23 protein-coding genes are annotated in these 22425 nt (G+C 60.0%); 9 read left to right on the forward strand and 14 right to left on the reverse strand.

The annotated features are described in order from the left end of the window. Positions 1–110 precede the first annotated feature (110 nt). A complete protein-coding gene (gene mnmA / locus ACP7AP_RS01830; protein WP_426031638.1) occupies positions 111–1244 on the reverse strand; it encodes a tRNA 2-thiouridine(34) synthase MnmA in 1134 nt (377 codons plus the stop codon). 138 nt (positions 1245–1382) lie between these two features. On the opposite strand from mnmA, the gene ACP7AP_RS01835 reads away from it, so the two are divergent. From ACP7AP_RS01835 to ACP7AP_RS01855, 5 genes are all read left to right on the forward strand, one after another. Further along, positions 1383–1661: a DUF1153 domain-containing protein gene (locus tag ACP7AP_RS01835; RefSeq protein WP_426031640.1), complete on the forward strand. Its 279-nt coding sequence runs from the start codon at positions 1383–1385 to the stop codon at positions 1659–1661. Positions 1662–1755: 94 nt separating this feature from the next. After that, on the forward strand, positions 1756–2466 hold the full coding sequence (gene ctrA, locus ACP7AP_RS01840) for a response regulator transcription factor CtrA (protein WP_426031642.1): 711 nt from the start codon (positions 1756–1758) through the stop codon (positions 2464–2466). Between the two features lie 72 nt (positions 2467–2538). Further along, on the forward strand, positions 2539–4653 hold the full coding sequence (gene ligA, locus ACP7AP_RS01845) for an NAD-dependent DNA ligase LigA (protein WP_426031644.1): 2115 nt from the start codon (positions 2539–2541) through the stop codon (positions 4651–4653). Beyond that, entirely contained in the window at positions 4650–6734 is a 2085-nt protein-coding gene (gene recG / locus ACP7AP_RS01850; RefSeq protein WP_426031646.1) for an ATP-dependent DNA helicase RecG, read from the forward strand. Before ligA ends, recG begins: the two co-directional genes overlap by 4 nt. A gap of 146 nt (positions 6735–6880) precedes the next feature. Further along, on the forward strand, positions 6881–7003 hold the full coding sequence (locus ACP7AP_RS01855) for a hypothetical protein (RefSeq protein WP_426031648.1): 123 nt from the start codon (positions 6881–6883) through the stop codon (positions 7001–7003). A 135-nt stretch (positions 7004–7138) separates the two neighbouring features. Here the strand turns inward: ACP7AP_RS01855 and ACP7AP_RS01860 are convergent, their stop codons facing one another. After that, entirely contained in the window at positions 7139–7603 is a 465-nt protein-coding gene (locus ACP7AP_RS01860; RefSeq protein ID WP_426031650.1) for an iron-sulfur cluster assembly scaffold protein, read from the reverse strand. Between the two features lie 61 nt (positions 7604–7664). Between ACP7AP_RS01860 and hisI the strand changes: the two genes are divergently transcribed. Further along, positions 7665–8021: a phosphoribosyl-AMP cyclohydrolase gene (gene hisI, locus ACP7AP_RS01865; RefSeq protein ID WP_426031652.1), complete on the forward strand. Its 357-nt coding sequence runs from the start codon at positions 7665–7667 to the stop codon at positions 8019–8021. On the opposite strand, the gene gluQRS is transcribed toward hisI, so the two are convergent. From gluQRS to gyrA, 6 genes are all read right to left on the reverse strand, one after another. Next, on the reverse strand, positions 8016–8939 hold the full coding sequence (gene gluQRS / locus ACP7AP_RS01870) for a tRNA glutamyl-Q(34) synthetase GluQRS (protein WP_426031654.1): 924 nt from the start codon (positions 8937–8939) through the stop codon (positions 8016–8018). The two genes, hisI and gluQRS, sit on opposite strands and share 6 nt — an antisense overlap. Next, complete coding sequence (trmFO, locus tag ACP7AP_RS01875; RefSeq protein WP_426031656.1) at positions 8927–10255, reverse strand: methylenetetrahydrofolate--tRNA-(uracil(54)-C(5))-methyltransferase (FADH(2)-oxidizing) TrmFO; 1329 nt, start codon at positions 10253–10255, stop codon at positions 8927–8929. The genes gluQRS and trmFO overlap by 13 nt, the downstream gene beginning before the upstream one ends. A 42-nt stretch (positions 10256–10297) precedes the next feature. Continuing rightward, positions 10298–10648: a DUF6614 family protein gene (locus ACP7AP_RS01880; RefSeq protein WP_426031658.1), complete on the reverse strand. Its 351-nt coding sequence runs from the start codon at positions 10646–10648 to the stop codon at positions 10298–10300. A 106-nt stretch (positions 10649–10754) separates the two neighbouring features. Continuing rightward, positions 10755–11132, reverse strand: coding sequence for a DoxX family protein (locus ACP7AP_RS01885; RefSeq protein ID WP_426031660.1), 378 nt, complete (start codon positions 11130–11132; stop codon positions 10755–10757). A 135-nt stretch (positions 11133–11267) separates the two neighbouring features. Then, a complete protein-coding gene (locus ACP7AP_RS01890; protein WP_426031662.1) occupies positions 11268–11588 on the reverse strand; it encodes a hypothetical protein in 321 nt (106 codons plus the stop codon). After that, the gene (gene gyrA, locus ACP7AP_RS01895; protein ID WP_426031664.1) at positions 11581–14295 is read right to left on the reverse strand and encodes a DNA gyrase subunit A; all 2715 of its coding nucleotides are present in this window, start codon (positions 14293–14295) and stop codon (positions 11581–11583) included. Before gyrA ends, ACP7AP_RS01890 begins: the two co-directional genes overlap by 8 nt. 193 nt (positions 14296–14488) lie before the next feature. Here gyrA and ACP7AP_RS01900 point away from each other — a divergent pair, with 193 nt between their 5' ends. Together ACP7AP_RS01900 and ACP7AP_RS01905 are read left to right on the forward strand one after the other, a co-directional pair. Continuing rightward, positions 14489–14758 (forward strand): usg protein, encoded by a 270-nt coding sequence (locus ACP7AP_RS01900; protein ID WP_426031666.1) that lies wholly within the window; start codon positions 14489–14491, stop codon positions 14756–14758. A gap of 63 nt (positions 14759–14821) precedes the next feature. Continuing rightward, positions 14822–15874 (forward strand): lysine-2,3-aminomutase-like protein, encoded by a 1053-nt coding sequence (locus ACP7AP_RS01905; protein ID WP_426031668.1) that lies wholly within the window; start codon positions 14822–14824, stop codon positions 15872–15874. Between the two features lie 65 nt (positions 15875–15939). Here the strand turns inward: ACP7AP_RS01905 and ACP7AP_RS01910 are convergent, their stop codons facing one another. Further along, positions 15940–16983, reverse strand: coding sequence for an ornithine cyclodeaminase (locus ACP7AP_RS01910; protein WP_426031670.1), 1044 nt, complete (start codon positions 16981–16983; stop codon positions 15940–15942). 8 nt (positions 16984–16991) lie between these two features. Then, complete coding sequence (gene rocF / locus ACP7AP_RS01915; RefSeq protein ID WP_426031672.1) at positions 16992–17915, reverse strand: arginase; 924 nt, start codon at positions 17913–17915, stop codon at positions 16992–16994. A gap of 107 nt (positions 17916–18022) precedes the next feature. Here rocF and ACP7AP_RS01920 point away from each other — a divergent pair, with 107 nt between their 5' ends. Continuing rightward, positions 18023–18454, forward strand: coding sequence for an Lrp/AsnC family transcriptional regulator (locus tag ACP7AP_RS01920; RefSeq protein ID WP_426031753.1), 432 nt, complete (start codon positions 18023–18025; stop codon positions 18452–18454). A gap of 67 nt (positions 18455–18521) precedes the next feature. On the opposite strand, the gene ACP7AP_RS01925 is transcribed toward ACP7AP_RS01920, so the two are convergent. From ACP7AP_RS01925 to ilvN, 4 genes are all read right to left on the reverse strand, one after another. Then, positions 18522–19289 (reverse strand): enoyl-CoA hydratase-related protein, encoded by a 768-nt coding sequence (locus ACP7AP_RS01925; RefSeq protein ID WP_426031674.1) that lies wholly within the window; start codon positions 19287–19289, stop codon positions 18522–18524. 62 nt (positions 19290–19351) lie between these two features. Continuing rightward, positions 19352–19801 carry a cytochrome c-type biogenesis protein gene (locus tag ACP7AP_RS01930; RefSeq protein WP_426031676.1) on the reverse strand — a complete coding sequence of 150 codons (450 nt, stop codon included), beginning with the start codon at positions 19799–19801 and terminating at the stop codon, positions 19352–19354. After that, on the reverse strand, positions 19798–21771 hold the full coding sequence (locus ACP7AP_RS01935) for a heme lyase CcmF/NrfE family subunit (protein ID WP_426031678.1): 1974 nt from the start codon (positions 21769–21771) through the stop codon (positions 19798–19800). The genes ACP7AP_RS01930 and ACP7AP_RS01935 overlap by 4 nt, the downstream gene beginning before the upstream one ends. A gap of 81 nt (positions 21772–21852) precedes the next feature. Next, positions 21853–22413 (reverse strand): acetolactate synthase small subunit, encoded by a 561-nt coding sequence (gene ilvN / locus ACP7AP_RS01940; RefSeq protein WP_426031680.1) that lies wholly within the window; start codon positions 22411–22413, stop codon positions 21853–21855. Positions 22414–22425: the final 12 nt, after the last annotated feature.

Raw genomic sequence — 22425 nt, forward strand, 5'->3', positions numbered from 1 at the left:
TGAAACCCCCGGCTAAGGTCAGCAAAGCCCGCAAACCTTAAAAATCTCTTAACCAGCCAAGGTCAACCCCTTGAAAACCCGAGTCTAAAAAAGGTCCCGAGTTGGGACCACTACCGCCCCCGCCAAATCCAGCCGCCACCAAACACCCGGCTGCCCTCGGGGGCATAAAACACGCAAGCCTGACCCGGCGACACCCCATCCTCCGGGTCCAGAAGTTCCACCATCGCCTCGGTGCTGGAAATCGGCCGCACCATTGCAGGCCGGGGTGGCCGTGTCGAGCGCACCTTCACATTCAAATGCCACTCACTGCGGCTCTCAAACGGCGCGTCACCCAACCAGTTGATCTCGCGCAGCGGGATAACCCGCGTCGACAACGCCTCTTTCGGCCCCACGATCACCTGCCGCAAGCCTGGGTCCAGCTTCACCACATACAACGGGTCTCCCAACCCCCCGATCCCCAGCCCCTTGCGCTGCCCGATCGTGTAATGAATGACCCCGCGATGCTGCCCCAACACCCGCCCCGCCTTATCGACAATATCCCCCGGATCAGCCGAACCGGGGCGCAGCTTTTCGATCACCGCCGCATAATTGCCGTTGGGAACAAAGCAAATATCCTGACTGTCCGGCTTATCCGCCACAGGCAACCCGTACCGCAAAGCCAGCGCCCGTGTCTCGGCTTTGGACCCAAGATGCCCCAAAGGAAACCGCAGATAATCCAACTGCTCCGCCGTGGTCGAGAACAGGAAATAGCTCTGATCGCGGTTCGCATCCGTCGCCATATGCAACTCTGGCCCATCGCCAACTTTGCGCTGAATGTAATGCCCCGTCGCCATGCAATCCGCGTTCAAATCCTTCGCGGTCGCCAGCAGGTCCTTGAACTTCACCCGCTCATTGCAGCGAATACACGGTACTGGCGTCGCCCCCGCCAGATAAGCGTCGGCAAACTCCTCAATCACCGCCTCGCGAAAGGTGTTCTCATAATCCAGCACGTAATGCGGAAACCCCATCAGTTCCGCCACCCGCGCCGCATCGTGAACATCTCGACCCGCACAACATGCGCCCTTTTTCGCCAGTGCCGCCCCGTGATCATAAAGCTGCAAGGTGACGCCGACCACATCATAGCCTTCCTCGGCCAGTTGGGCGGCCACAACCGAGCTGTCGACACCGCCCGACATCGCGACGACCACACGGGTCTCCGAGGGCGGCTTGGCGAAACCAAGCGAGTTCAACGGCTGATCTAACATCGAAAATTCCGGGAAATGGGGCAGCATTATGGCCATTAGATCGCAATATAGGAAAATGCCACCTACTCTCAACCCCCGGCTTTACGCTTGTTTAAGCCCGTTCCGTCAAACTGCCCGGGTATGAATGAGGAACTTACCATGTATCTCAAGAAAGTTGATGGCCCGCGTCAGGTCACTTTGCCCGATGGCAGCATCCTGTCGCGCGCTGATTTGCCACCCGCCGATACGCAACGCTGGGTGGCCAGTCGCAAAGTCGTGGTTGTCAAAGCCGTGATCTACGGCCTGATTTCTGAGGCCGAAGCCTTGGAACGCTACGCTTTGTCAGAGGAAGAATTCGTGCTCTGGCGGCAAGCGGTTGAAACCCATGGCGAAAAAGCCCTACGCGTCACAACACTTCAAAAGTACCGACAACTTTAGATTGTTTTTGGGATTCATACGGTCACAGTAACGTGTAGTTAACCATTGCCAGCCAAAGTCATTAACGAACAAGAGCCTGTGACGGAGCCCCGGAATGCGAATCTTACTGGTTGAAGACGATCCTACCACATCCCGTAGTATCGAATTGATGCTGACCCACGCGAACTTGAATGTCTATTGCACCGATCTGGGTGAGGATGGCATCGATCTGGCGAAACTTTATGATTACGATCTGATTCTTTTGGATCTTAATCTGCCAGATATGTCCGGGCACGAGGTGCTGCGACAGTTGCGCCTCGCGCGGATTGAGACACCGATTTTGATTCTCTCGGGGTCGGACGATACCGAGAACAAGATCAAAGGCTTCGGATTTGGCGCCGATGATTACCTCACAAAACCCTTTCACCGCGAAGAACTGGTGGCGCGCATCCATGCGATCATCCGCCGCTCCAAGGGCCACAGCCAGTCGATGATCAAAACCGGCCGGGTCAATGTGAACCTTGACGCCAAGACCGTGGATGTCGAAGGCGCGACGGTGCATCTGACCGGCAAAGAATATCAGATGTTGGAGCTGCTTTCCCTGCGCAAAGGCACCACGCTGACCAAAGAGATGTTCCTGAACCATCTTTACGGCGGCATGGATGAGCCCGAGTTGAAGATCATCGATGTCTTCATCTGCAAGCTGCGCAAAAAGCTGGCAGAGGCGACCGGCGGCACCAACTATATCGAAACCGTCTGGGGCCGTGGCTATGTGCTGCGCGATCCGAGCCCGGCTTTGGCCCCGCGTTTGGTCGCCAGCGCTTGATCAAAGCTTTGCCTGCGCTTGCCCATTTCCTGCCCGCCGCATAACTTGGGCGAAACGGAAATGGGGGCGGCAATGGCGGTGGATCTTGAGCAGTTGACCGAGGCCGAAGCCCGGGTTGAACTCGCCCGGCTGGCCGAAGCGATTGCAGCGGCCAACCGCGCCTATCACACGCTGGACGCGCCAGAGATTTCGGATGCCGAGTTTGATGCGCTGAAACGCCGAAATCTGGCGCTTGAGGCGCGGTTTCGGGTCTTGAAACGCGCCGATAGCCCGTCCGACCAGGTTGGCGGCGGCGTGGCCGATGGCTTTGGCAAAGTCGCGCATGCGGTTCGGATGCTGTCGCTGGAGAATGCGTTTGAAGATGGCGACATCGCCGATTTTGACGAACGCGTGCGCAAGTACCTCGGCACCGATAGCGCTTTGGCCTATACAGCCGAGCCGAAGATCGACGGTCTGTCGCTGTCTTTGCGCTATGAACATGGCGTGTTGGTGCAGGCGGCGACGCGCGGCGATGGCGAGGTCGGCGAGAATGTCACCGAAAATGCCCGCACCATCGCGGATATTCCGCAGCAGTTGAGCAATGCGCCGCAATTGCTGGAAGTGCGCGGTGAAGTTTACATGAGCCACGCCGATTTCGCAGCCCTGAACCAAAGACAGGCGGCAAAGGCCGAAAAACTGTTCGCCAATCCGCGCAATGCCGCAGCGGGCAGTCTGCGGCAACTGGATGCCGGCATCACCGCCGCGCGGCCTTTACGGTTCTTTGCCTATGCCTGGGGGGCGTTGTCTGCGCCGCTGGCAGCGACCCAATTTGGCGCGATTGAGCGGCTTAACCATCTGGGGTTTCGAACAAATCCTCTCACCGTGATTTGCGCAGGCCCCGAGGAGATGTTGGCGCAGTATCGCCATATCGAGACCAAGCGGGCGACTTTGGGCTATGACATCGACGGCGTTGTCTACAAGGTCAACGACCTTGGCCTGCAAGCGCGGCTGGGCTTTCGCTCCGCCACCCCCCGCTGGGCGATTGCGCATAAATTCCCGGCCGAACTGGCTTGGACCCGACTTGAGGCGATCGACATTCAGGTTGGCCGGACTGGCGCATTGTCGCCTGTAGCACGGCTGGCCCCGGTGACGGTCGGCGGCGTTGTGGTGGCCAATGCAACGCTGCACAATGAAGATTACATCGCCGGGCGCGGTGCCAAGGGCAACCCGATCCGCGAGGGTCGCGATATTCGTGTCGGCGATTGGGTGCAGGTCTATCGTGCGGGCGATGTGATCCCGAAGATTGCCGATGTTGATCTGGATCGCCGCCCGGACGATGCGCAACCTTATGTTTTTCCCGGTATTTGCCCGGAATGTGGCTCGGTCGCACATCGCGAACCCGGCGATGCGGTGCGTCGTTGCACGGGTGGTCTGATCTGCCCGGCACAGGCGGTGGAGCGGCTGAAGCATTTCGTCTCGCGCGGGGCGTTTGACATCGAAGGCTTGGGTGCCAGGCAGGTTGAAATGTTTTTTCACGATGCCGATCTGCCGGTGAAAACCCCGGCGGATATTTTCACGCTCGCGGCGCGGGACGAAGCCAACGGTCTGAAAAGATTGAAAAATCGCGATGGTTTTGGTGAGGTTTCCGCAAAGAAACTGTTCGCGGCGATTGAGGCCAAGCGCACCATCCCGCTGGATCGGCTGATCTTCGGCCTCGGCATCCGCCATGTTGGCGAGGCTGCGGCAAGCCTGCTTGCGCGACATTATGCGACATGGGATGGCTTCGAGGCCGCAATCACCCATGCTTTGCCTGGAACTGCGGAATGGGCGGAACTGATTTCGATTGACGGTGTGGGGGCAGTGCTGGCGGGTTCGCTGGTGGCGGCGTTTCAAAACGGCTTTGAGCGTGCGGCGATTGACGCTTTGGTGGCGCAGTTGCAGGTGCAATCCGTGCAAGCCCGTGCGCCGGTCGACAGCCCCGTCGCCGGGAAAACCGTGGTGTTCACCGGCACGCTGGAAAAGATGACGCGGGCGGAAGCGAAAGCGCGGGCCGAGGCTTTGGGCGCCAAGGTTGCGGGCTCGGTCTCGGCCAAAACCGATCTGCTGATTGCCGGGCCGGGGGCGGGGTCAAAAGCGAAAGACGCCGAAAAACATGGGGTTAAGGTGATTGACGAAGATCAATGGCTTGCCCTGATCGGTCAGGCATGAGCCGCCCGGAAATTCTGTTTCCGCTGTTTGCCGGATTAGAGACTCTGGACGGCGTTGGCCCAAAAACCGCGCAGGCTTTTGCGCTTCTGGGGGTGGAAAAGCCAAAGGACCTTTTATTTTTGCTGCCACATTCCGCGGTGGATCGTTCGCGCAAAGCCTCAATCCGCGACGTGGTGCCACCCTGCACGGTGACGGTTGAGGTCGAGGTTGGCAGCCATTTCCCGCCCCGGCAAAAGGGCCGCCCCTACCGGGTGATGGTGCGCGATGCGGCGTTGGAGTTCCAACTGGTATTCTTCCACGCGCGCGGCGATTATCTGCAAAAGCTTCTGCCGACTGGCCAGCGCCGCTTGGTATCCGGCAAGGTGGAACTCTTTGATAGCATTGCGCAAATGGTCCACCCCGATCATGTTTTGCGCCCCGAGGACGCCAGCGAATTGCCGCTGTTCGAGCCGGTCTATCCTTTGACCGCTGGCGTCACCCAGCGGCAGGTTGCCAAGGCCGCGGCCTCGGCGCTGGCGCGGGCGCCGCTGGTGCCAGAGTGGATCGACCCGAACCTGAAGGCGCGAGAGGCTTGGCCAGATTGGCGTACCGCCTTAGAAACTGCCCATGCACCGCAGGATCAGGCGGCGCTGGCGTTCACCCATCCCGCCCGGCAACGCCTTGCTTATGATGAACTTTTTGCCCATCAGCTGACGCTGTCACTGGCCCGCGCGCATCTGCGGCGGGGCAATGGCGTGGCCACCATCGGCACCGGAGCGCTGACCGCCAAAGTCTTGGCCGCGCTGCCCTATGTGCCGACTGCGGCACAAACCCGCGCCGTGGCCGAGATTGCGCAAGACATGGCGCAGCCGTTGCGGATGAACCGCTTGCTGCAGGGCGATGTCGGCTCGGGCAAAACCTTGGTGGCCTTCCTTGCGCTGCTGACGGCGGTCGAGGCGGGCGGGCAGGGCGTTCTGATGGCCCCGACCGAAATTCTGGCGCGCCAGCACCGAGAGGGTCTGCTGCCTTTGGCTGAAGCTGCGGGCATCCGGTTAGAGTTGTTGACCGGGCGCGATAAGGGGGCAGAGCGTGCGTCAAAGCTGGCTGCCCTGCAGGATGGCCAGATCCAGATCCTGCTGGGCACCCATGCGGTTTTTCAAAAGGATGTGCATTTTCAAGATCTTCGCCTTGCCGTGGTCGATGAACAGCACCGCTTTGGCGTCTCACAACGTATGGAACTGGGCGCCAAGGGGCAGGCGGTGGATGTGCTGGTGATGACGGCGACGCCGATCCCGCGCAGTCTGGCGCTGGCAAGTTATGGTGATATGGATGTCTCGGTGCTGGATGAAAAACCCGCCGGGCGCAAACCGATCAAGACGGTGATGATTTCCGGCGCGCGGATGGATGAGGTGGTGGGGCACTTGGCGCGTGCCGTGGCCGAGGGGCGGCAGGCCTATTGGGTCTGCCCCTTGGTTGAGGAATCCGAACTGGTCGATTACGCCAGCGCGGTGGAACGATTCGAGTCCCTGCGGGCGGCTTTGGGCGATGTGGTGGGGCTGGTGCATGGCCAGATGCCGGTGGCCGAGAAAGACGCCGCGATGGCGCGGTTTGTCGCAGGGATTACCAAGATTTTGGTGGCGACGACGGTGATTGAGGTCGGCGTCAACGTGCCGAATGCTTCGATCATGGTGATCGAGCGCGCCGAAATCTTTGGTCTGGCGCAGTTGCACCAGTTGCGCGGCAGGGTTGGGCGCGGCAGCGTCGATTCCACCTGCTTGCTGGTTTATCAAGCGCCGCTTTCGGAAAGTGGTGAGCGGCGGCTGAAAGTGATCCGTGATACCGAAGACGGCTTTCGGATTTCCGAAGAAGATCTGTCGATGCGCGGCGCGGGCGATCTGATTGGCACCGCGCAATCCGGTCTGCCACGCTTCCGTGTCGCCGATCAGGAGCGGCAAGCGGGGCTGATGGCCGTCGCACAGTCCGATGCGCGGGCGTTGCTGGCACTTGACCCCGATCTGCGCAGCCCGCGCGGTAAGGCTGCCCGTGTGCTGCTGTGGCTGCTTGATCAAGATCGTGCGATAAAACTGATTTCTGTCGGCTGAAACCTCACAATCTTGTGTCTGGGGGTTGGGAACCAAAGCGTTCTGCTTGGGTTATGTTCTCATAAGTTCACAAATGTTCTTATAAAGTTCTTTACAGGTGGTAAAGAATATGAGAACAATAGGGCAACAAGCAAACGGAGGTCGCAATGTTCACCGAGATTATCGAAATCCTGAAACGGTCCAACTCCAGCCTTATGGCTGAAGCTGTTGGCGTTGTTTCGTTGTTTGTGCTGCTTTTCGCCGGATTGGGAATGTCTGGCACGCTTTGAAGGTTCTGCCTGCGGTCTTGTCGAACCGGGCCCGCGCATCTGTCCCCAAGTGATGCGCCGCGTGGCTGCCCTGCCACTGCCTTGGTGAAAGAACGCCACTTTCCGCCGCCATCCATTTGGATGCGCGGCGGTTTTTTATGCGGCCTCTGCTTGTGCGGCAGCCTCACAGGCGGCATCCAGTGCCAAAAGAATCGAGGCATGGCGATTCTTATAGTCGCGCGCTGGGATTAAGACTTCGTAACCTTGAAAAGGCGCGGCAGGCACCGCGCCATTGTCTTTCAACATGGCGCGCAGCATCTCGCGCGCGGCCTCCAGTTCTGCACGGCTCCGGCCCAGAATCACCCCACCCAAGATCGAAGCCGAGGCTTGACCCAATGCACAGGCCTTCACATCCTGCGCGAAATCCGCGACCCGACCGTCTTTCATGACAAGATCGACAGTCACCGCTGATCCACACAGCGGCGAGCGTTTGCGCGCGGTCCCGGTTGGTGCTGTCAGGCGGCCCAGATGCGGGATGTCAGCCGCCAGTGCCAAAATCCGCCCTGAATAAAGTTTGACAAGATCACTGTCGCCGGATTTGACGAGATCGCTATCGTGCATGGCTTCCCCTTTTCCAACTCGCAAGATAAGCCGATTTCACGCCTTCGCCAAGGAGCAGCCGATGCAATTCGACCCTACAACGCTGACTTATGACGCCAACGGCCTGATTCCCTGCATCGCGCAGGACCATACCTCGGGCGAAGTGCTGATGATGGCCTGGATGAGCGCGCAATCACTGGCGCGCACGCTGGAAACCGGGGCGATGACCTATTGGTCGCGGTCGCGGAAGGCTTTTTGGGCCAAAGGTGAAACCTCGGGCCATGTGCAGCGGCTGGTGGAATTGCGCGTCGATTGCGACCGCGATTGCCTGCTGGCACTGGTGACGCAAGTGGGTCCGGCCTGCCACACCAATCGACGCAGTTGCTTTTACACGGCGGTGCGCGACGGTGTCGAAGTGGTGATCTCCGAGCCGTTATAGCCCGACCATGCGGCGAATATCGGCAGGCGTCGCGCCTTCGGCACGGTATTTCGACAAAGCGCGGGCATCGTCACGCTTGGCCAAACGCTTGCCCTGATCGTCGCGGATCAGACGGTGGTGGTGGTAGATCGGGGTGGGAAGGCTCAGAAGCCGTTGTAAAAGCACATGGATCTTGGTCGCCTCGGTAAGATCTGCCCCCCGAACCACATGAGTTACGCCTTGTGCAGCATCATCCAGCACCACCGATAAGTGATAAGACGTGCCGATATCGCGGCGCGCGATGACGAAATCACCAACCGCTTTCTGCATATCCTCGGGAGAAAACTCGACAAGCCCGGATTGGCCGTTTGGACCAATCCCGGTTTCGCGATAGGATGTATACCAATGCCAACCGCCATTCGCACTGTCGATCCTATGTTCAAAAATCAGACTATCCGCGATGCAGCCCAAATCGAGCCGAAGATTGGCATCTGTGGGCCTTGGATAGTTTTCGGAAAAGCTCCGCTCGTAAGACATTTCGCTGCGACATGTGCCGGGATAGATTAGGCCATCTGGGCCAGCCGGAACTTCAGCGCCTTCCTGCGGGGCCGAAAGCGCTGCTTCGATATCGCGACGCGTGCAGCGACAGGGATAGATCAGCCCGCGCAGCCAAAGATCATCAAGCGCCTTGCTATAGTCTGAAAGGCGATCTGACTGGCGCTGCGGCACTTCATCCCACCAGATGCCAAGCCATTGCAAATCATCATAAATTTGGCTTTCCCACTCAGGCCTGCTGCGGCTGCGGTCAATGTCTTCAATCCGCAGCAGGAACTTTCCACCCTCCGCAACCGCCATGTCATACGCGAGCAGCGCCGAATAGGCATGACCCAGATGCAAGGGCCCGGTGGGCGAGGGGGCGAAGCGGGTTACGAAAGCCATTCCGTGAACGATTCTTTCGCCCGATCCGTGTAGGCTTTGTAGCGGTCCTTGCGGCCTTTACGACCGCCGCGGGCGTCAATCGGGGGAAACAGACCGAAGTTGACGTTCATCGGCTGGAAGGTTTTCGCGTCGGCCCCGCCGGTGATATGGGTGATCAGCGCGCCCATCGCGGTGTCGGGCGGCGGCGGTGGCAAAACCCGCCCGTGCAATTCGGCCGCAGCCATCCGGCCCGCAAGCAGACCCATCGCCGAGGATTCGACATAGCCTTCCACCCCGGTGATCTGGCCGGCAAAACGGATATTGGGCCGTGATTTCAGCCGCATTTGATCATCCAGCAGGGTTGGCGAATTGATGAAGGTGTTGCGGTGAATGCCGCCCAACCGAGCGAAACTGGCATTGTGCAGCGCGGGAATCATTTTGAAAACAGCGGTTTGCGCGCCGTACTTCATCTTGGTTTGAAAGCCGACGATGTTGTACAAAGTGCCGAGTTTGTTGTCGCGGCGCAGTTGCACCACGGCATAGGGCTTCATTGGATTGTGTGGGTTGGTCAGCCCCACTGGCTTCATCGGGCCAAAGCGCAACGTCTCACGTCCGCGTTCCGCCATCACCTCAATCGGCAAACAGCCGTCGAAATAGCCTGCGGTTTCGCCTTCATGGAACTCGGTTTTCTCTGCCGCGAGCAGCGCGTCGATGAAGGCGTAGTATTCGTCCTTGGTCATCGGGCAGTTCATATAGGCGGTCTGTTCTTCCACCGTCTCACCCTTATCGTAGCGGCTTTGCATCCAGGCCAGCGACATATCCACCGACTCGGCATAGACAATCGGGGCGATGGCGTCGAAAAACGCCAAAGCATCAGCCCCGGTTGCCGCGCGGATGCTTTGCGCCAGCGCGCTTGAGGTCAAAGGCCCGGTGGCGATGATCCATTGGCCCTGATCGGGCAGTTCGGTCACTTCCTCAAACGACGAGGAAATCAGTGGATGCGCGTTCAGCTTTGCTGTGACAGCTTCGGCAAACGGATCGCGATCCACCGCCAGCGCGCCGCCTGCGGGCAAACGATGCGTCTCGGCCATCGCCATGATCAAACCATTGGCCGCACGCATTTCCCAGTGCAAAAGCCCCACCGCATTGCGTTCATCATCATCCGAGCGGAACGAATTTGAGCAGACCATTTCGGCAAAATTACCGGTCCTGTGCGCGAAAGTGCCCACCTGAGGCCGCATCTCGTGGATCACCACGCGTATGCCTTGTTCCGCCGCTTGCCAAGCCGCTTCAGATCCGGCCATACCGCCGCCGATGATGTGCAATTCTTGTATCATAGGGGCGATGTAGCCTTGCACGCGGCCTAGATCAAGGCGGCACTAGATCAGAGCAATGCGTTCGCGTTGTGCTGCATCGGGGAAGCGGCGATAGAGCCCAACCTCAATCTGCGCGATCATCTGGTGCATGTGGTCATATCGTCGCTCGGCGGCTTCATCCGGGGTGGAGAGCGCTGCGAAAGCCGCATCAAGATCGGCCAAGCCCCCGACGTCAATTTCCAGCAGAAAATCGGTATGCATGCCAGAGGCCAGCCTGAATTTCCGCCGCAACAGCCGCCACTCCAGGATCAGCCCTTGGGTTTTCAGATAGCTCATCCAGGCCTCAACCGCCGCCGCAAAGGCCAACGCGCGGGCACCGTCTTTCAGCTCGATCATGCAATGATAGATGTTCATGCCACCTCCGATCGCGATCAGCAAAGCAGCAATTCCTTGCCAAGCCGTTAACCGGGCAGTAAAAAGGGCCGAGGTTTCCCCCGGCCCAAGCGTAATTTTGCTAAACTTAGCGCTTGTCGAGCGCAAGTGGGCCCGCGCCATGCGCGAAGACCATCAGGAAACCACCCGCAATAGCGACGTTTTTCAGAAACATCGTCATCTGCATCTGATCAGCCGGGTTGAAATGGTACAAAATCCCCGCCAGCAGGCAGAAACCCGCGCCGAGTAGCGCCATGATCCGTGCTTGGAAGCCCAGAACCATCGAAGCCCCCAGCGCCAATTCAAAGATCACCGCAGGCCAAGCCAGAAATGCGGGCACCCCCGCAGAAGCCATATAGCCCGCAAAACCAGCGACATCGCTGAGTTTGCCAAAACCTGCGATCAAGAACAGCGCGCCCAAAAAGATGCGGCCAACCAGCGGGGCGTAGGCAGAAAGTTTATCCATGATTAATCCTGATATCCGTTTGCTAGGGCCAAGCCCCATAGTGGGTTTCGGCATCCGTGTGGTGTAACCTGCGGCAGTTATGCATGAAACAGGTGTCAGCGCGCGTAGTCTCTGCACTGATGCACAGAAAACCGGTCAGTTTTCGGGGCGCGCCCACAGCTTTAGGCGATGCTGTTGCACAAATGCTGCGGGATTGTCGCCCAGATCATATCCCAGACTTGCGGCTTTCTCGAAAAAACCGGGGGCGGGCAAGCCTTGCGCCAACCGCCCCGCGCAGAGTGCCGCACGCAAGGGCTTACCCGCTGCGGCATCGGTTTCCATCAGGATTTCAAGCGCTTGCGTCAGTTTGGCAATCGCACCGGGGCCGGGGATGGCCAGATCACGCGCGAGTGCACCATAAGTAATCGTCTGCTGAAGCGCGGCCAGTTCAGCCAGCCGCGCCTCAAGATTATTCATCGCCCTGTTCAGCAACCCGGGCGACGGAAACCACTTCTTCACCTTTTCCGGTGTTGAATACCTTCACCCCGCCTGCCGAGCGCGAGCGGAATGAGATTTGGTCAACGGGCACCCGGATGGATTGCCCAGTGGAGGTTGCAAGCATGATCTGGTCAGACATATCCACCGGGAACGACGCCACCAATGGCCCACCCCGCATCGCGCCGTCCATCGCCTTCACGCCCATGCCGCCGCGCCCGCGCACAGGATAATCATGGCTGGAGCTGAGTTTACCAGAGCCCGAAGTGGTGATGGTCAGGATCAAATCCTCGGCCGCCGACATTTCGGCATAGCGTTCGGTGGAAAGCTGGCCCGCGTTTACGGCTTCTTCTTCGTCATCAGCCTCGGCTTCTTCCGTCACACCCGCCATCAGGCGACGCTGCTTGAGGTAGGCAGCGCGTTCATCCGGTTCGGCCTCAAAATGCCGGATGATCGACATCGACACCACTTTGTCGTCGCGGCCCAAACGCACGCCCCGCACGCCGGTCGAGCCGCGCGATTTGAACACCCGGATTTCTTGCGTCGAGAACCGGATCGCCCGCCCGCCCGCCGTCACCAGCATGATATCGTCGTTCTCATCGGCAATCGCGGCGTTGACCAAGAACACGCCCTCGGGCAATTTCATCGCGATCTTGCCGTTGCGCATCACATTGGTGAAATCCGACAGATCGTTCTGCCGCACATCACCGTCGCTGGTGGCAAACACGATTTGCAGGTCCTGCCACTCGGCCTCTGGCGCATCCACCGGCATCAGGGCGGCAATGCTAACCCCTTGGGTTATCGGCAGAATATTCACCATCGCCTTACCCTTCGCCGTCCGCCCAGCCAGCGGCAGCCGCCAGGTTTTCAGCTTGTAGACCATGCCATCGGTGGTGAAGAACAACAGGTTCGTGTGCGTATTGGCGACGAAAAGTGTCGTGACCACATCGTCTTCTTTGGTCGCCATCGAGGACAGACCCTTGCCGCCGCGGTTCTGGCTGCGGAAGTCGATCAAAGGCGTGCGTTTGATATAGCCGCCGGAGGTGATGGTGACGACCATATCCTCGCGCTCGATCAGGTCTTCGTCTTCCATATCGCCGGCCCAATCGACGATTTCGGTGCGGCGCGGCACCGCAAACATCGACTTCACTTCGCTCAGTTCGGTCGAAATGATCGCCATGATCCGTTCGCGACTGCCCAGAATCTCAAGGTAATCCTTGATCTTACCGGCCAGTTCTTGCAGCTCGTCGGTGATTTCCTTAACGCCCATCGCGGTCAGGCGTTGCAGGCGCAAATCCAGAATGGCGCGGGCTTGCAGTTCCGACAGGTTATAGCTGCCGTCGTCGTTGATCGGATGGCTCGGGTCGTCAATCAGCTTGATATAGGGGATGATTTCCCCCGCAGGCCAGCGCCGCGTCATCAACCGTTCGCGCGCTTCCGCAGGGTCCGCCGACGAGCGGATGGTCGCCACCACCTCATCGACATTGGAAACCGCCACCGCCAGACCACACAGAATATGACTGCGCTCGCGGGCGCGGCGCAATTCATAAGCGGTGCGGCGTGCGACAACTTCCTCGCGGAAGGTGATGAAATGGCGCAGAAAATCGGCCAAAGTCAGTTGTTCCGGCCGCCCGCCATTCAGCGCCAGCATGTTGCAGCCGAAAGAGGTCTGCATCGGCGTGAAGCGGTAAAGCTGGTTCAAAACCACATCCGCCGTCGCATCGCGCTTCAGCTCGATCACCACGCGGACGCCGATCCGGTCGGATTCGTCCTGCACATGGGCGATGCCTTCGATTTTCTTCTCACGCACTTGCTCGGCGATAATCTCGATCATCCGGGCTTTGTTGACCTGATACGGCACCTCGTCGATGATGATCGCAAAGCGGCCAGAGCGAATTTCCTCAATCCGGGTTTTGGCGCGGATGATCACCGATCCACGGCCCTCAAGATAGGCTTTGCGCGCGCCAGCCCGGCCCAGAATCGTCGCCCCCGTCGGGAAATCCGGGGCAGGAATGATCTCCATCAACTGCTCGATGCTGATGTCGGGATTGGCGATCATCGCCAAAGTGCCGTCGATCACTTCGCCCAGGTTATGCGGCGGAATGTTGGTGGCCATGCCCACGGCGATCCCGCCCGCGCCATTGACCAGCATGTTCGGAAAACGCGCGGGCAGCACGGTGGGTTCGCGGTCTTTGCCGTCATAATTGTCTTGGAAATCAACGGTGTCTTTGTCGATATCCGCCAAAAGAAACGCCGCAGGCTTGTCCATCCGCACTTCGGTATAGCGCATCGCCGCAGCCGTATCGCCGTCCATGCTGCCGAAATTACCCTGCCCATCCAGCAAAGGCAGGCTCATCGAGAACGGCTGCGCCATCCGCACCAGCGCGTCGTAAATCGCAGAATCGCCGTGCGGGTGGTATTTGCCCATCGTATCGCCGACCGGGCGCGCCGATTTGCGGTAAGGCTTGTCGTGGCCGTTATTGGTCTCGTGCATCGCGAACAAAATCCGCCGATGCACCGGTTTCAAGCCGTCACGCAGATCGGGGATCGCGCGGCTCACGATCACGCTCATCGCGTAATCGAGATAGGCGGTTTTCATCTCGGCGGCGATGTCGATCTGCGGCCCGTCATGGTGCATGCGGATCGGTTTTTCGTCAGCCGTTTCAGGGGTTTCCGGAGTGTCGGTCACTTGGGCCGCGCCTTCCTGTTTAGGGTCTGGATATGGTTGCCACCACCTTACACTATCGTGCATTTGGGGTGCAAGGCAGGTGCGCAAATGGCTTTGGCAGCAAGGCGATGTGAGTGATAACACACTGTTTTTATGGAAAATTAATATGTGAAGCGCAGGATAGGTTTGTGGGCTTTGGAAAGGCAGGCAACCCATGCACAGGTCTGAGACGGAACTGATGCTGAAAGGCTACGGGCTGACAACGGCAGAGCTATACTACCGGATGCCGGATTATCGCAACGTTCTCAACAGCTTCACCTGGCAAGACTATGATCTGGCCCCGGATTATCCGCAGCTTTTCGGCTTTATTGAATTCTGGCAAAGCCAGATCGAAGGCCCGCTACATTCGGTGCGATTCACCCATCGCCAGCTGATCGCACCGGGCGAATGGCGCAATGTGGTGGGCGAATTTCGGCTGCATTAGGCGGACTTGCCATTCCGCCCCGGCGCGCGGATAAGCGCCGCTGAGGTTTTGCAGGCGGCCACAATGACAATTCTGCCACGGCGCGCCCTGACGCGGGTTGACGATCTTATCGAGTCTGGGCTTGCCCCCGCCGATCAGGCCAATGCCTTGCTGCAGGTGGCCGAGGCGTTCCGCATCCGCCTCTCAGCCGAGATGCACAGCGCGATCACCACGCCAGATGACTCAATCGCCCGCCAATTCCTGCCTGATGTGGCCGAGCTCAACATCCGCCCCGAGGAACTGCACGACCCGATCGGTGACACCACCTACAGCCCCACGCCCGGTCTGACCCATCGCTACCCCGACCGGGTGATCCTTGCCGCTACCCACACCTGCGAGGTCTATTGCCGCTTCTGTTTCCGCCGTGAAGCGGTGGGCGACGAGGGCGCTTTGCCCGAGGCTGATCTGGCGGCGGCGCTGGCCTATATCGCCGCCACCCCCGCGATATGGGAGGTTATCCTGACCGGCGGCGACCCTTTGGTGCTGTCCCCCCGCCGCCTGTCGGCGCTGATGCAGCGGCTGTCCGCGATCCCGCATGTCGAGATCGTCCGCTTTCACACCCGTGTGCCCGTGGTGGCCCCCGCCCGGATCACAGCGCAGATGATCAAGGCTTTGCAGGCGCGGCCCACGACTTACCTCGTCCTGCACACCAACCACGTGCAGGAAATCACCCCTGCCGCACAAGCTGCCCTTGCCAAACTCGCCGATGCCGGGATTCCGCTGCTATCCCAAAGCGTTCTGCTCAAAGGTATCAACGACAATGCCGCCACGCTGGAAACCCTGTTCCGCACCCTGCTGCGCAACCGGGTGACGCCGTATTACCTGCATCACTGTGACCTCGCCCGTGGCACCAGCCATTTCCGCACCACCATCGCGGCGGGCCAAGCCATCATGGCGCAGTTGCGCGGCAGGCTGTCCGGCATTGGCCTGCCGACCTATGTGCTGGATATTCCGGGCGGATTTGGCAAAGTTCCCATCGGGCCGGGTTATGTCGAACCCGAAGGCGACGCCTACCAGATCACCGATTGGCAGGGCAGGCGGCACAGCTACCGCGATCCTGATGCTCCTCAAGCCTGACGGCTTTCCTCGCTTGCGGCAGATTGGCCAAGCGAGGAAAGCCGAAAGGCTTGACGAGCCTCCGCTCAACCCGCCCGCATGATCATCCCGAACAGATCACGCGGATCATCGGGATCGGCGATCATATCCAACTGGGTGAACAGCCCGGTTTCCGCCAGTTTCGAGCGGACATAGCGCAGGGCCGAGAAATCTTCGACCGCAAAGCCCACGGAATCAAACAAGGTGATCTCACGCGCATCCGTGCGTCCCTTGGCTTCGCCATTGATCACCTGCCACAACTCGATCACCGGATGATCGGCGTCCAACTGCTGAATCTCACCCTCAATCCGGGTCTGCTCGGGGTATTCGACGAAGATCGACGACCGCAGCAGGATATCTTTGTGCAACTCGGTCTTGCCTGGGCAATCGCCGCCCACCGCGTTGATATGCACGCCCGCGCCGACCATATTATCAGTCAGGATGGTGGCATATTGCTTGTCCGCCGTCACCGTGGTGATGATCTGCGCGCCCAGAATGGCTTCCTCGGGCGTCGCACAAGACACCACGTTCAACCCGCGCCCCGCCAAATTCGCCGCACATTTTGCGGTGGCCTCCGGGTCGATGTCGTACAAGCGCACTTCGGTAATGCCGCAGATCGCCTTGAATCCCAAAGCCTGAAATTCCGACTGCGCCCCATTGCCAATCAGCGCCATCACACTGCTGCCCGCAGGCGCCAACCACTTCGCAGCCATTGCACTCGTCGCCGCCGTCCGCAGCGCGGTCAGGATGGTCATCTCGGAGAGCAGCACCGGATAGCACGTCGCCACATCGGCCAAAAGTCCAAAGGCTGTAACGGTTTGCAAGCCTTGCTTCATGTTGCTGGGATGGCCGTTGACATACTTGAAGCCGTAAGTTTCGCCGTCAGATGTCGGCATCAACTCAATCACCCCAACATCGGAATGGCTGGCCACCCGTGGGGTTTTGTCAAACAGTGGCCAGCGGTGAAAATCGGCTTCAATCTCGGCGGCAAGGTCACGCAGAACCCGCTCCACTCCCAGATGCAGCACCAGTTTCAGCATGTTATCGACAGAGACGAAGGGCACATAGGCCTGATGCGATGGCGTGTTCATCGGGGTCCTCAAAAGCTGCGGGTGGGGCGGTCGAACACCTTGCGGCCCATCAGCGAGCCCACCAGATCGACCATCAATTTCGCGGTGCGGCCGCGCTCATCCAGAAACGGGTTCAACTCGACCAGATCGAGCGAGGTCACCAGCGCGGATTCGTGCAGCAGTTCCATCACCAGATGCGCCTCGCGGAACGTCGTGCCGCCCGGAACCGTGGTGCCGACGGCCGGCGCAATCGACGGGTCCAGAAAATCCACGTCCAGCGACACATGCAACATGCCGCCCGCCGCGCGCACCATATCCAGAAATTCGCGCAACGGGGCGACGATACCGCGCTCGTCCAGCACCCGCATGTCATTGATTGCAAGATCATGTTTCAACAGCGCCGCATGTTCGGCAGGGTCCACCGAGCGGATGCCATAAAGGCAAATCCGCGCCGCCGGGATCGGTGCGGGGAAGGGTGGAAACGCCTCAAACCCGGCACGACCGGCGATATAGGCCACGGGTGTTCCGTGCAAATTGCCGCTGGCGGTGGTCAATGGGGTGTGAAAGTCCGAATGGGCATCCAACCACAACAGAAACAGTGGACGATCCTGCCGCGCGGCAAAGCTCGCAGCCCCGGCAACCGAGCCCAAAGCCAGCGAATGATCGCCGCCCAGAACGACCGGCAAACCGCCGCTGCTTAACGCATCCTCGACGCGGGCGGCCAAAACCTCGGTCCAGCCCAGCACTTCGGCCAAGCTGTGCACTGCCGGGTTCGGACAACTGACCGCCTGCAACGCGGGCAACACCATATCGCCCCAATCTTCCACGCCATGGCCCAAGTCGCGGATGGCCTGCGCCAATCCCGCCACGCGATACGCGGTCGGCCCCATCACGCAACCGGGGCGGCGCTGGCCTTCGTCAATCGGCGCACCGATCAGAATGGTGTTGGGCATGGGATTCTCCTTTGGCGCGATACTCTTTCCATCTTGCGTCGAATAATACAGATATTTAGGACGCTTTGCATAATCCACCTCACATAATGGCAGGATAATTGCGCATGTTGGACGAAACCGATACCCGCCTGATTGCCGAATTGCGCCGCGACGGCCGTGCGGCTTTGTCCGACCTTTCCGAACGCCTCGGCTTATCGCGCGCCACCGTGCGCACAAGGATGGAGCGGTTGACCGCCAAGGGCGAGATTGCCGGCTTTACCGTGCTGACGCGTTCCGATGTCGCCGAAGCTCCGGTGCGCGGGCTGATGATGATCATCATCGAGGGCAAGGGTGGCGAGAAGGTGATGGCGCGGCTGGCGGGCATCCCCGCAGTGATGGCCGTCCATTCGAACAATGGCAAATGGAGCCTGATCGCCGAGATTTCCACCCAAACCCTGATCGAATTGGATGAGGTGATCAATCGTATCCGCAACATCGACGGTGTGCTGACCTCGGAAACCAACCTGCTGCTGTCGACCCGCAAGGCCGGTCGGCGCTAGACCCCGTGAAAGCTCCTCAAGCCTTGCGGCTTTCCTCGCGAAGACGCCTGTAAGGGCGGATGAGCAGCTACTTGCCGCGAAACTGCGCCGCGCGCTTTTCCAAAAACGCCGCAACACCTTCGCGGAAATCCTCGGTCGCGCCACATTCCCCCTGCAACCGCGCCTCCAAAGCCAGTTGCTGATCCAGATCGTTGCCGAATGACGCCCGCAACGCGGTTTTCACGCCAAGGTAAGCCAGCGTCGGCCCCTGCGCCAAAGCCCGCGCCCGCGCCCGCCAATGCGCGCTAAAGTCCTGATCTGGAACACATTCATAAATCATGCCCCAATCCATCGCCTGCCGTGCCGTCACCTTATCGGCAAACAACACCGCCCCCATCGCACGGGCAAGGCCGATCTGGCGCGGCAACCAGTAGCTGCCGCCTGCATCCGGCACCAGACCAATCCGGGTAAACGCCTGAATGAACGACGCACTCTCGGCGGCAATCACCACATCTGCTGCCAGCGCCAAATTCGCCCCGGCCCCGGCTGCAGCACCTTGAACCGCTGAAATCGTCGGGATCGGGCAATCGGTGATCGCCTTCAGCAGCGGTACATATTCCTCATTCAGCACGCGCTCCAGGTCCAGCGGTCCCGAAGCGTCACCCAAATCCTGCCCCGAGCAAAACGCCCGACCCGCGCCAGTCATCACCAACACCCGCGCTTGGCTGCCCGCGCGCAGCACCGCCGCCAGCATCTCGGCGCGCAAAAGCGTCGAAAGCGCGTTCATCACCTCGGGCCGGTTCAGTGTGATCACCGCCACGCCCGCCTCAAGTTGATAAGTAATGCACTGAAACATCGCGTCCCCCTGTTTGCAGCCAGAGTATCAGGGCAGGGCCATGCAACCAGTGAAACCCAGCGTCACTTTGTCAGCAACTCGGCCAGCCTTACCTTATCGGCCTCGGACAAAGTTTCGGCCTCAGCCGCCACCGCCCGCCTGCGGCTCATCGCCAAAGCAATGCCAGCCCCCGCCAGCAACATCGCAGGTCCCGCCAGCCACAGCATCAAACTCGACCCTTCGGCGCGCGGGCTGAACAGCACAAATTCGCCATAGCGCGCCACGACATAATCGACAACCTGAGTGTCACTGTCGCCCGCCACCAGCCGCTCACGCACCGCCAGCCGCAAATCCCGGCTGATCGGCGCATTGGAATCGTCAATATCCTCGCCCTGACAGACCGGGCAGCGCAGGTTCTGCGAGATCGCCCGCGCCCGCGCCTCAAGCCCCGGATCTTTCAGCATTTCATCGGGTTGCACCGCAAACGCAGGCGAGGCCAGCAGCAGCAGCGCCAGTAAAACCGCCCGCATCATTCCGCAGCCACCGCCGCAGCAACACTCCGCCGCGCCCCCGCCGCCACCCGAAACCGCCGATCCGACAGGCTAAGCATGCCGCCCAAAGCCATCAGCAACGCGCCGCCCCAAATCCAGTTGGCAAACGGCTTGATGTAACTGCGCACCGCATAGCCGCCATCGTCTTGTGCATCGCCGATCACCAGATACAGGTCGCGAAACACCCCCTGATCAATCGCGGCCTCGGTCGTCGGCATCCCCGCCACCGGATACATCCGCTTTTCCGGGTGCAAACTGGCCACCTGCACGCCGCCCTTGCGCACGATCATATCCGCCATGGTCGAGTGGTAATTCGGCCCCTCGACCTTGTTCACCGCCTGCAAGGTCACATCGTAGCTGCCCAAGGCAAACGTCTCGCCGATCTTCACGGTACGAATATCTTCCGTCACCCAAGCCGTCATCGCGGCCACCGCAAAGATCGTCACGCCCATGCCGGAATGTGCGACAACCTTGCCCAGATCGGCGCGGGGCAGGCGGGTCAGACGGCTTAACCGATCCGCCACAGACCCACGCCCCAACCGCTGCCAAAGGTCAATCAGCGCCCCCATCACAACCCAAGCGCCCAAGGCAGCCCCCACCGGGCCCAAAGCACTTTTGCCGGTCTGCACTGCATAAACCAGCAGCCCCACCGCCAAAGCCAACACCAAAGCCCCGCGCAAAGGCCGCAGCGCCCGCCGGATTTCCGCGCGTTTCCACGGCAACATCGCCCCCACCGGCAAGATCAACGCCAGCGCCACCATGAACGGCGTGAAGGCTGCATCGAAAAACGGCGGCCCGACCGACAGCTTGCGCGCAAACACCAACTCGGCAATCAGTGGCCAGATCGTGCCGATAAAGACCACAAAAGCCGACACCGCCAGCAGCAAATTGTTAGCGACCAGCGCGGTTTCCCGGCTGACCACGGCAAACACGCCCTTGGTTTCTAACACACTGGCGCGCAACGCAAACAACGTCAGCGATCCACCCATGAACACGCCCAGAATGCCCAGAATAAACACCCCGCGCGCCGGATCATTGGCGAATGCGTGGACAGAGGTGATCACGCCAGAGCGCACGATAAACGTCCCCGTCAGACTAAAGCCAAACGCCAGAATCGCCAGCAATACCGTCCAAGCCTTCAAACTCTCGCGCTTCTCCACCACAATCGCCGAGTGCAACAAGGCCGCCGAGATCAGCCATGGCATAAAGCTTGCGTTCTCCACCGGGTCCCAAAACCAGAACCCGCCCCAGCCGAGTTCGTAATACGCCCACCACGACCCCATCGCGATGCCGATGGTCAGGAATATCCAGGCGGCGAGTGTCCAGGGCCGCACCCAGCGCCCCCAGGCGGCATCCACCCGGCCCTCCAACAGCGCTGCGATGGCAAACGAAAAGCTCATCGAAAGCCCGACATAGCCCAGATACAAAAACGGCGGATGAAACGCCAAACCGGGGTCTTGCAGCAACGGATTGAGATCATTGCCATTCATCGGCGGATTTTCCAGCCGCACAAACGGGTTCGAGGTCAACAGCATGAACGCCATGAAGGCGACACCAATCGAGCCCTGCACCGCCAACACCCGCGCCTTCAACGCGCCGGGAAGATTGCCGCCAAACCAAACCGCACAAGCGCCAAAAGCTGCCAAAATCAGCACCCACAGCAGCAGCGAGCCCTCATGGTTGCCCCAAACGCCCGCAAATTTATACAGCATCGGCTTGGCGGTATGCGAATTCTCCACCACCAGTTTCAGCGAAAAGTCTGAGGTGACAAAGCCATAAGTCAGCGCCGCAAAGCTGGTGGCGATCAGCAAAAACTGCACCACCGCCGCAGGGTCCGCCACCGCCATCAACCGCGCATCACGGCGGTAAGCCCCCCACAGCGGCAGGGTGGATTGCACCAGCGCCACCATAAAGGCCAGCACCAAGGTGAAATGTCCGAATTCAATGATCATCGCGGCCTCCCGATTGCACTTGGTATAGGCCAGATCACACTTGGGGCAAATGGCCTGCGCGCACGTGTCGCGCAAGCTTGATCACACCCCGCGCGACAGCGCCGCAACCCCGGTCCGCGCAATCTCCCGCAGGCCCAAAGGCCGCATCAACTCGGCAAACGAGTCGATCTTCTCGGGCGTCCCGGTCATCTCGAACACGAAAGATTCCAAGGTCGAATCCACCACATGCGCCCGGAAAATCTCGGCCAAACGCAACGCCTCAATCCGCGCCTCGCCCTTGCCCGCCACCTTGAACAACGCGAGTTCCCGCTGCACGGCAGGCCCTTCCACCGTCAGATCATGCACCTCATACACCGGCACCATCCGCGCCAACTGCGCCTTGATCTGCACGATCACCTCCGGCGTGCCCGTCGTCACCACCGTGATCCGGCTGCGATGGCTGGTATGATCCACCTCGGCCACCGTCAGACTGTCGATGTTATAGCCGCGCGCGGTGAACAAACCGATCACGCGGGCCAAAACCCCCGGCTCGTTCTCGACGATCACCGCCAGAGTATGCGTCTCGATCACCGGCGCATTCGGGTCGCGCAACTCATAAGCCGAATGGCTGGACGCACTTTTCTTGATGTTGAGCGGAGACATCTTCTGCCCCTT

Origin of the sequence: Cypionkella sp. TWP1-2-1b2 (assembly GCF_049896245.1) — a bacterium.
GTDB lineage: Bacteria > Pseudomonadota > Alphaproteobacteria > Rhodobacterales > Rhodobacteraceae > Cypionkella.

Coding starts and splice junctions, on each gene's coding strand:
- ACP7AP_RS01855 (WP_426031648.1), top strand. CDS start 6,881: ATGTTCACCGAGATTATCGAAATCCTGAAACGGTCCAACTCCAGCCTT.
- ACP7AP_RS01910 (WP_426031670.1), bottom strand. CDS start 16,983: ATGAACACGCCATCGCATCAGGCCTATGTGCCCTTCGTCTCTGTCGAT.
- recG (WP_426031646.1), top strand. CDS start 4,650: ATGAGCCGCCCGGAAATTCTGTTTCCGCTGTTTGCCGGATTAGAGACT.
- ACP7AP_RS01925 (WP_426031674.1), bottom strand. CDS start 19,289: ATGTTTCAGTGCATTACTTATCAACTTGAGGCGGGCGTGGCGGTGATC.
- rocF (WP_426031672.1), bottom strand. CDS start 17,915: ATGCCCAACACCATTCTGATCGGTGCGCCGATTGACGAAGGCCAGCGC.
- ligA (WP_426031644.1), top strand. CDS start 2,539: ATGGCGGTGGATCTTGAGCAGTTGACCGAGGCCGAAGCCCGGGTTGAA.
- ACP7AP_RS01885 (WP_426031660.1), bottom strand. CDS start 11,132: ATGGATAAACTTTCTGCCTACGCCCCGCTGGTTGGCCGCATCTTTTTG.
- ACP7AP_RS01930 (WP_426031676.1), bottom strand. CDS start 19,801: ATGATGCGGGCGGTTTTACTGGCGCTGCTGCTGCTGGCCTCGCCTGCG.
- gluQRS (WP_426031654.1), bottom strand. CDS start 8,939: ATGGCTTTCGTAACCCGCTTCGCCCCCTCGCCCACCGGGCCCTTGCAT.
- mnmA (WP_426031638.1), bottom strand. CDS start 1,244: ATGTTAGATCAGCCGTTGAACTCGCTTGGTTTCGCCAAGCCGCCCTCG.
- trmFO (WP_426031656.1), bottom strand. CDS start 10,255: ATGATACAAGAATTGCACATCATCGGCGGCGGTATGGCCGGATCTGAA.
- ilvN (WP_426031680.1), bottom strand. CDS start 22,413: ATGTCTCCGCTCAACATCAAGAAAAGTGCGTCCAGCCATTCGGCTTAT.
- ACP7AP_RS01905 (WP_426031668.1), top strand. CDS start 14,822: ATGACAATTCTGCCACGGCGCGCCCTGACGCGGGTTGACGATCTTATC.
- ACP7AP_RS01890 (WP_426031662.1), bottom strand. CDS start 11,588: ATGAATAATCTTGAGGCGCGGCTGGCTGAACTGGCCGCGCTTCAGCAG.
- ACP7AP_RS01835 (WP_426031640.1), top strand. CDS start 1,383: ATGTATCTCAAGAAAGTTGATGGCCCGCGTCAGGTCACTTTGCCCGAT.
- hisI (WP_426031652.1), top strand. CDS start 7,665: ATGCAATTCGACCCTACAACGCTGACTTATGACGCCAACGGCCTGATT.
- ACP7AP_RS01880 (WP_426031658.1), bottom strand. CDS start 10,648: ATGAACATCTATCATTGCATGATCGAGCTGAAAGACGGTGCCCGCGCG.
- ACP7AP_RS01935 (WP_426031678.1), bottom strand. CDS start 21,771: ATGATCATTGAATTCGGACATTTCACCTTGGTGCTGGCCTTTATGGTG.
- ACP7AP_RS01860 (WP_426031650.1), bottom strand. CDS start 7,603: ATGCACGATAGCGATCTCGTCAAATCCGGCGACAGTGATCTTGTCAAA.
- ctrA (WP_426031642.1), top strand. CDS start 1,756: ATGCGAATCTTACTGGTTGAAGACGATCCTACCACATCCCGTAGTATC.
- ACP7AP_RS01900 (WP_426031666.1), top strand. CDS start 14,489: ATGCACAGGTCTGAGACGGAACTGATGCTGAAAGGCTACGGGCTGACA.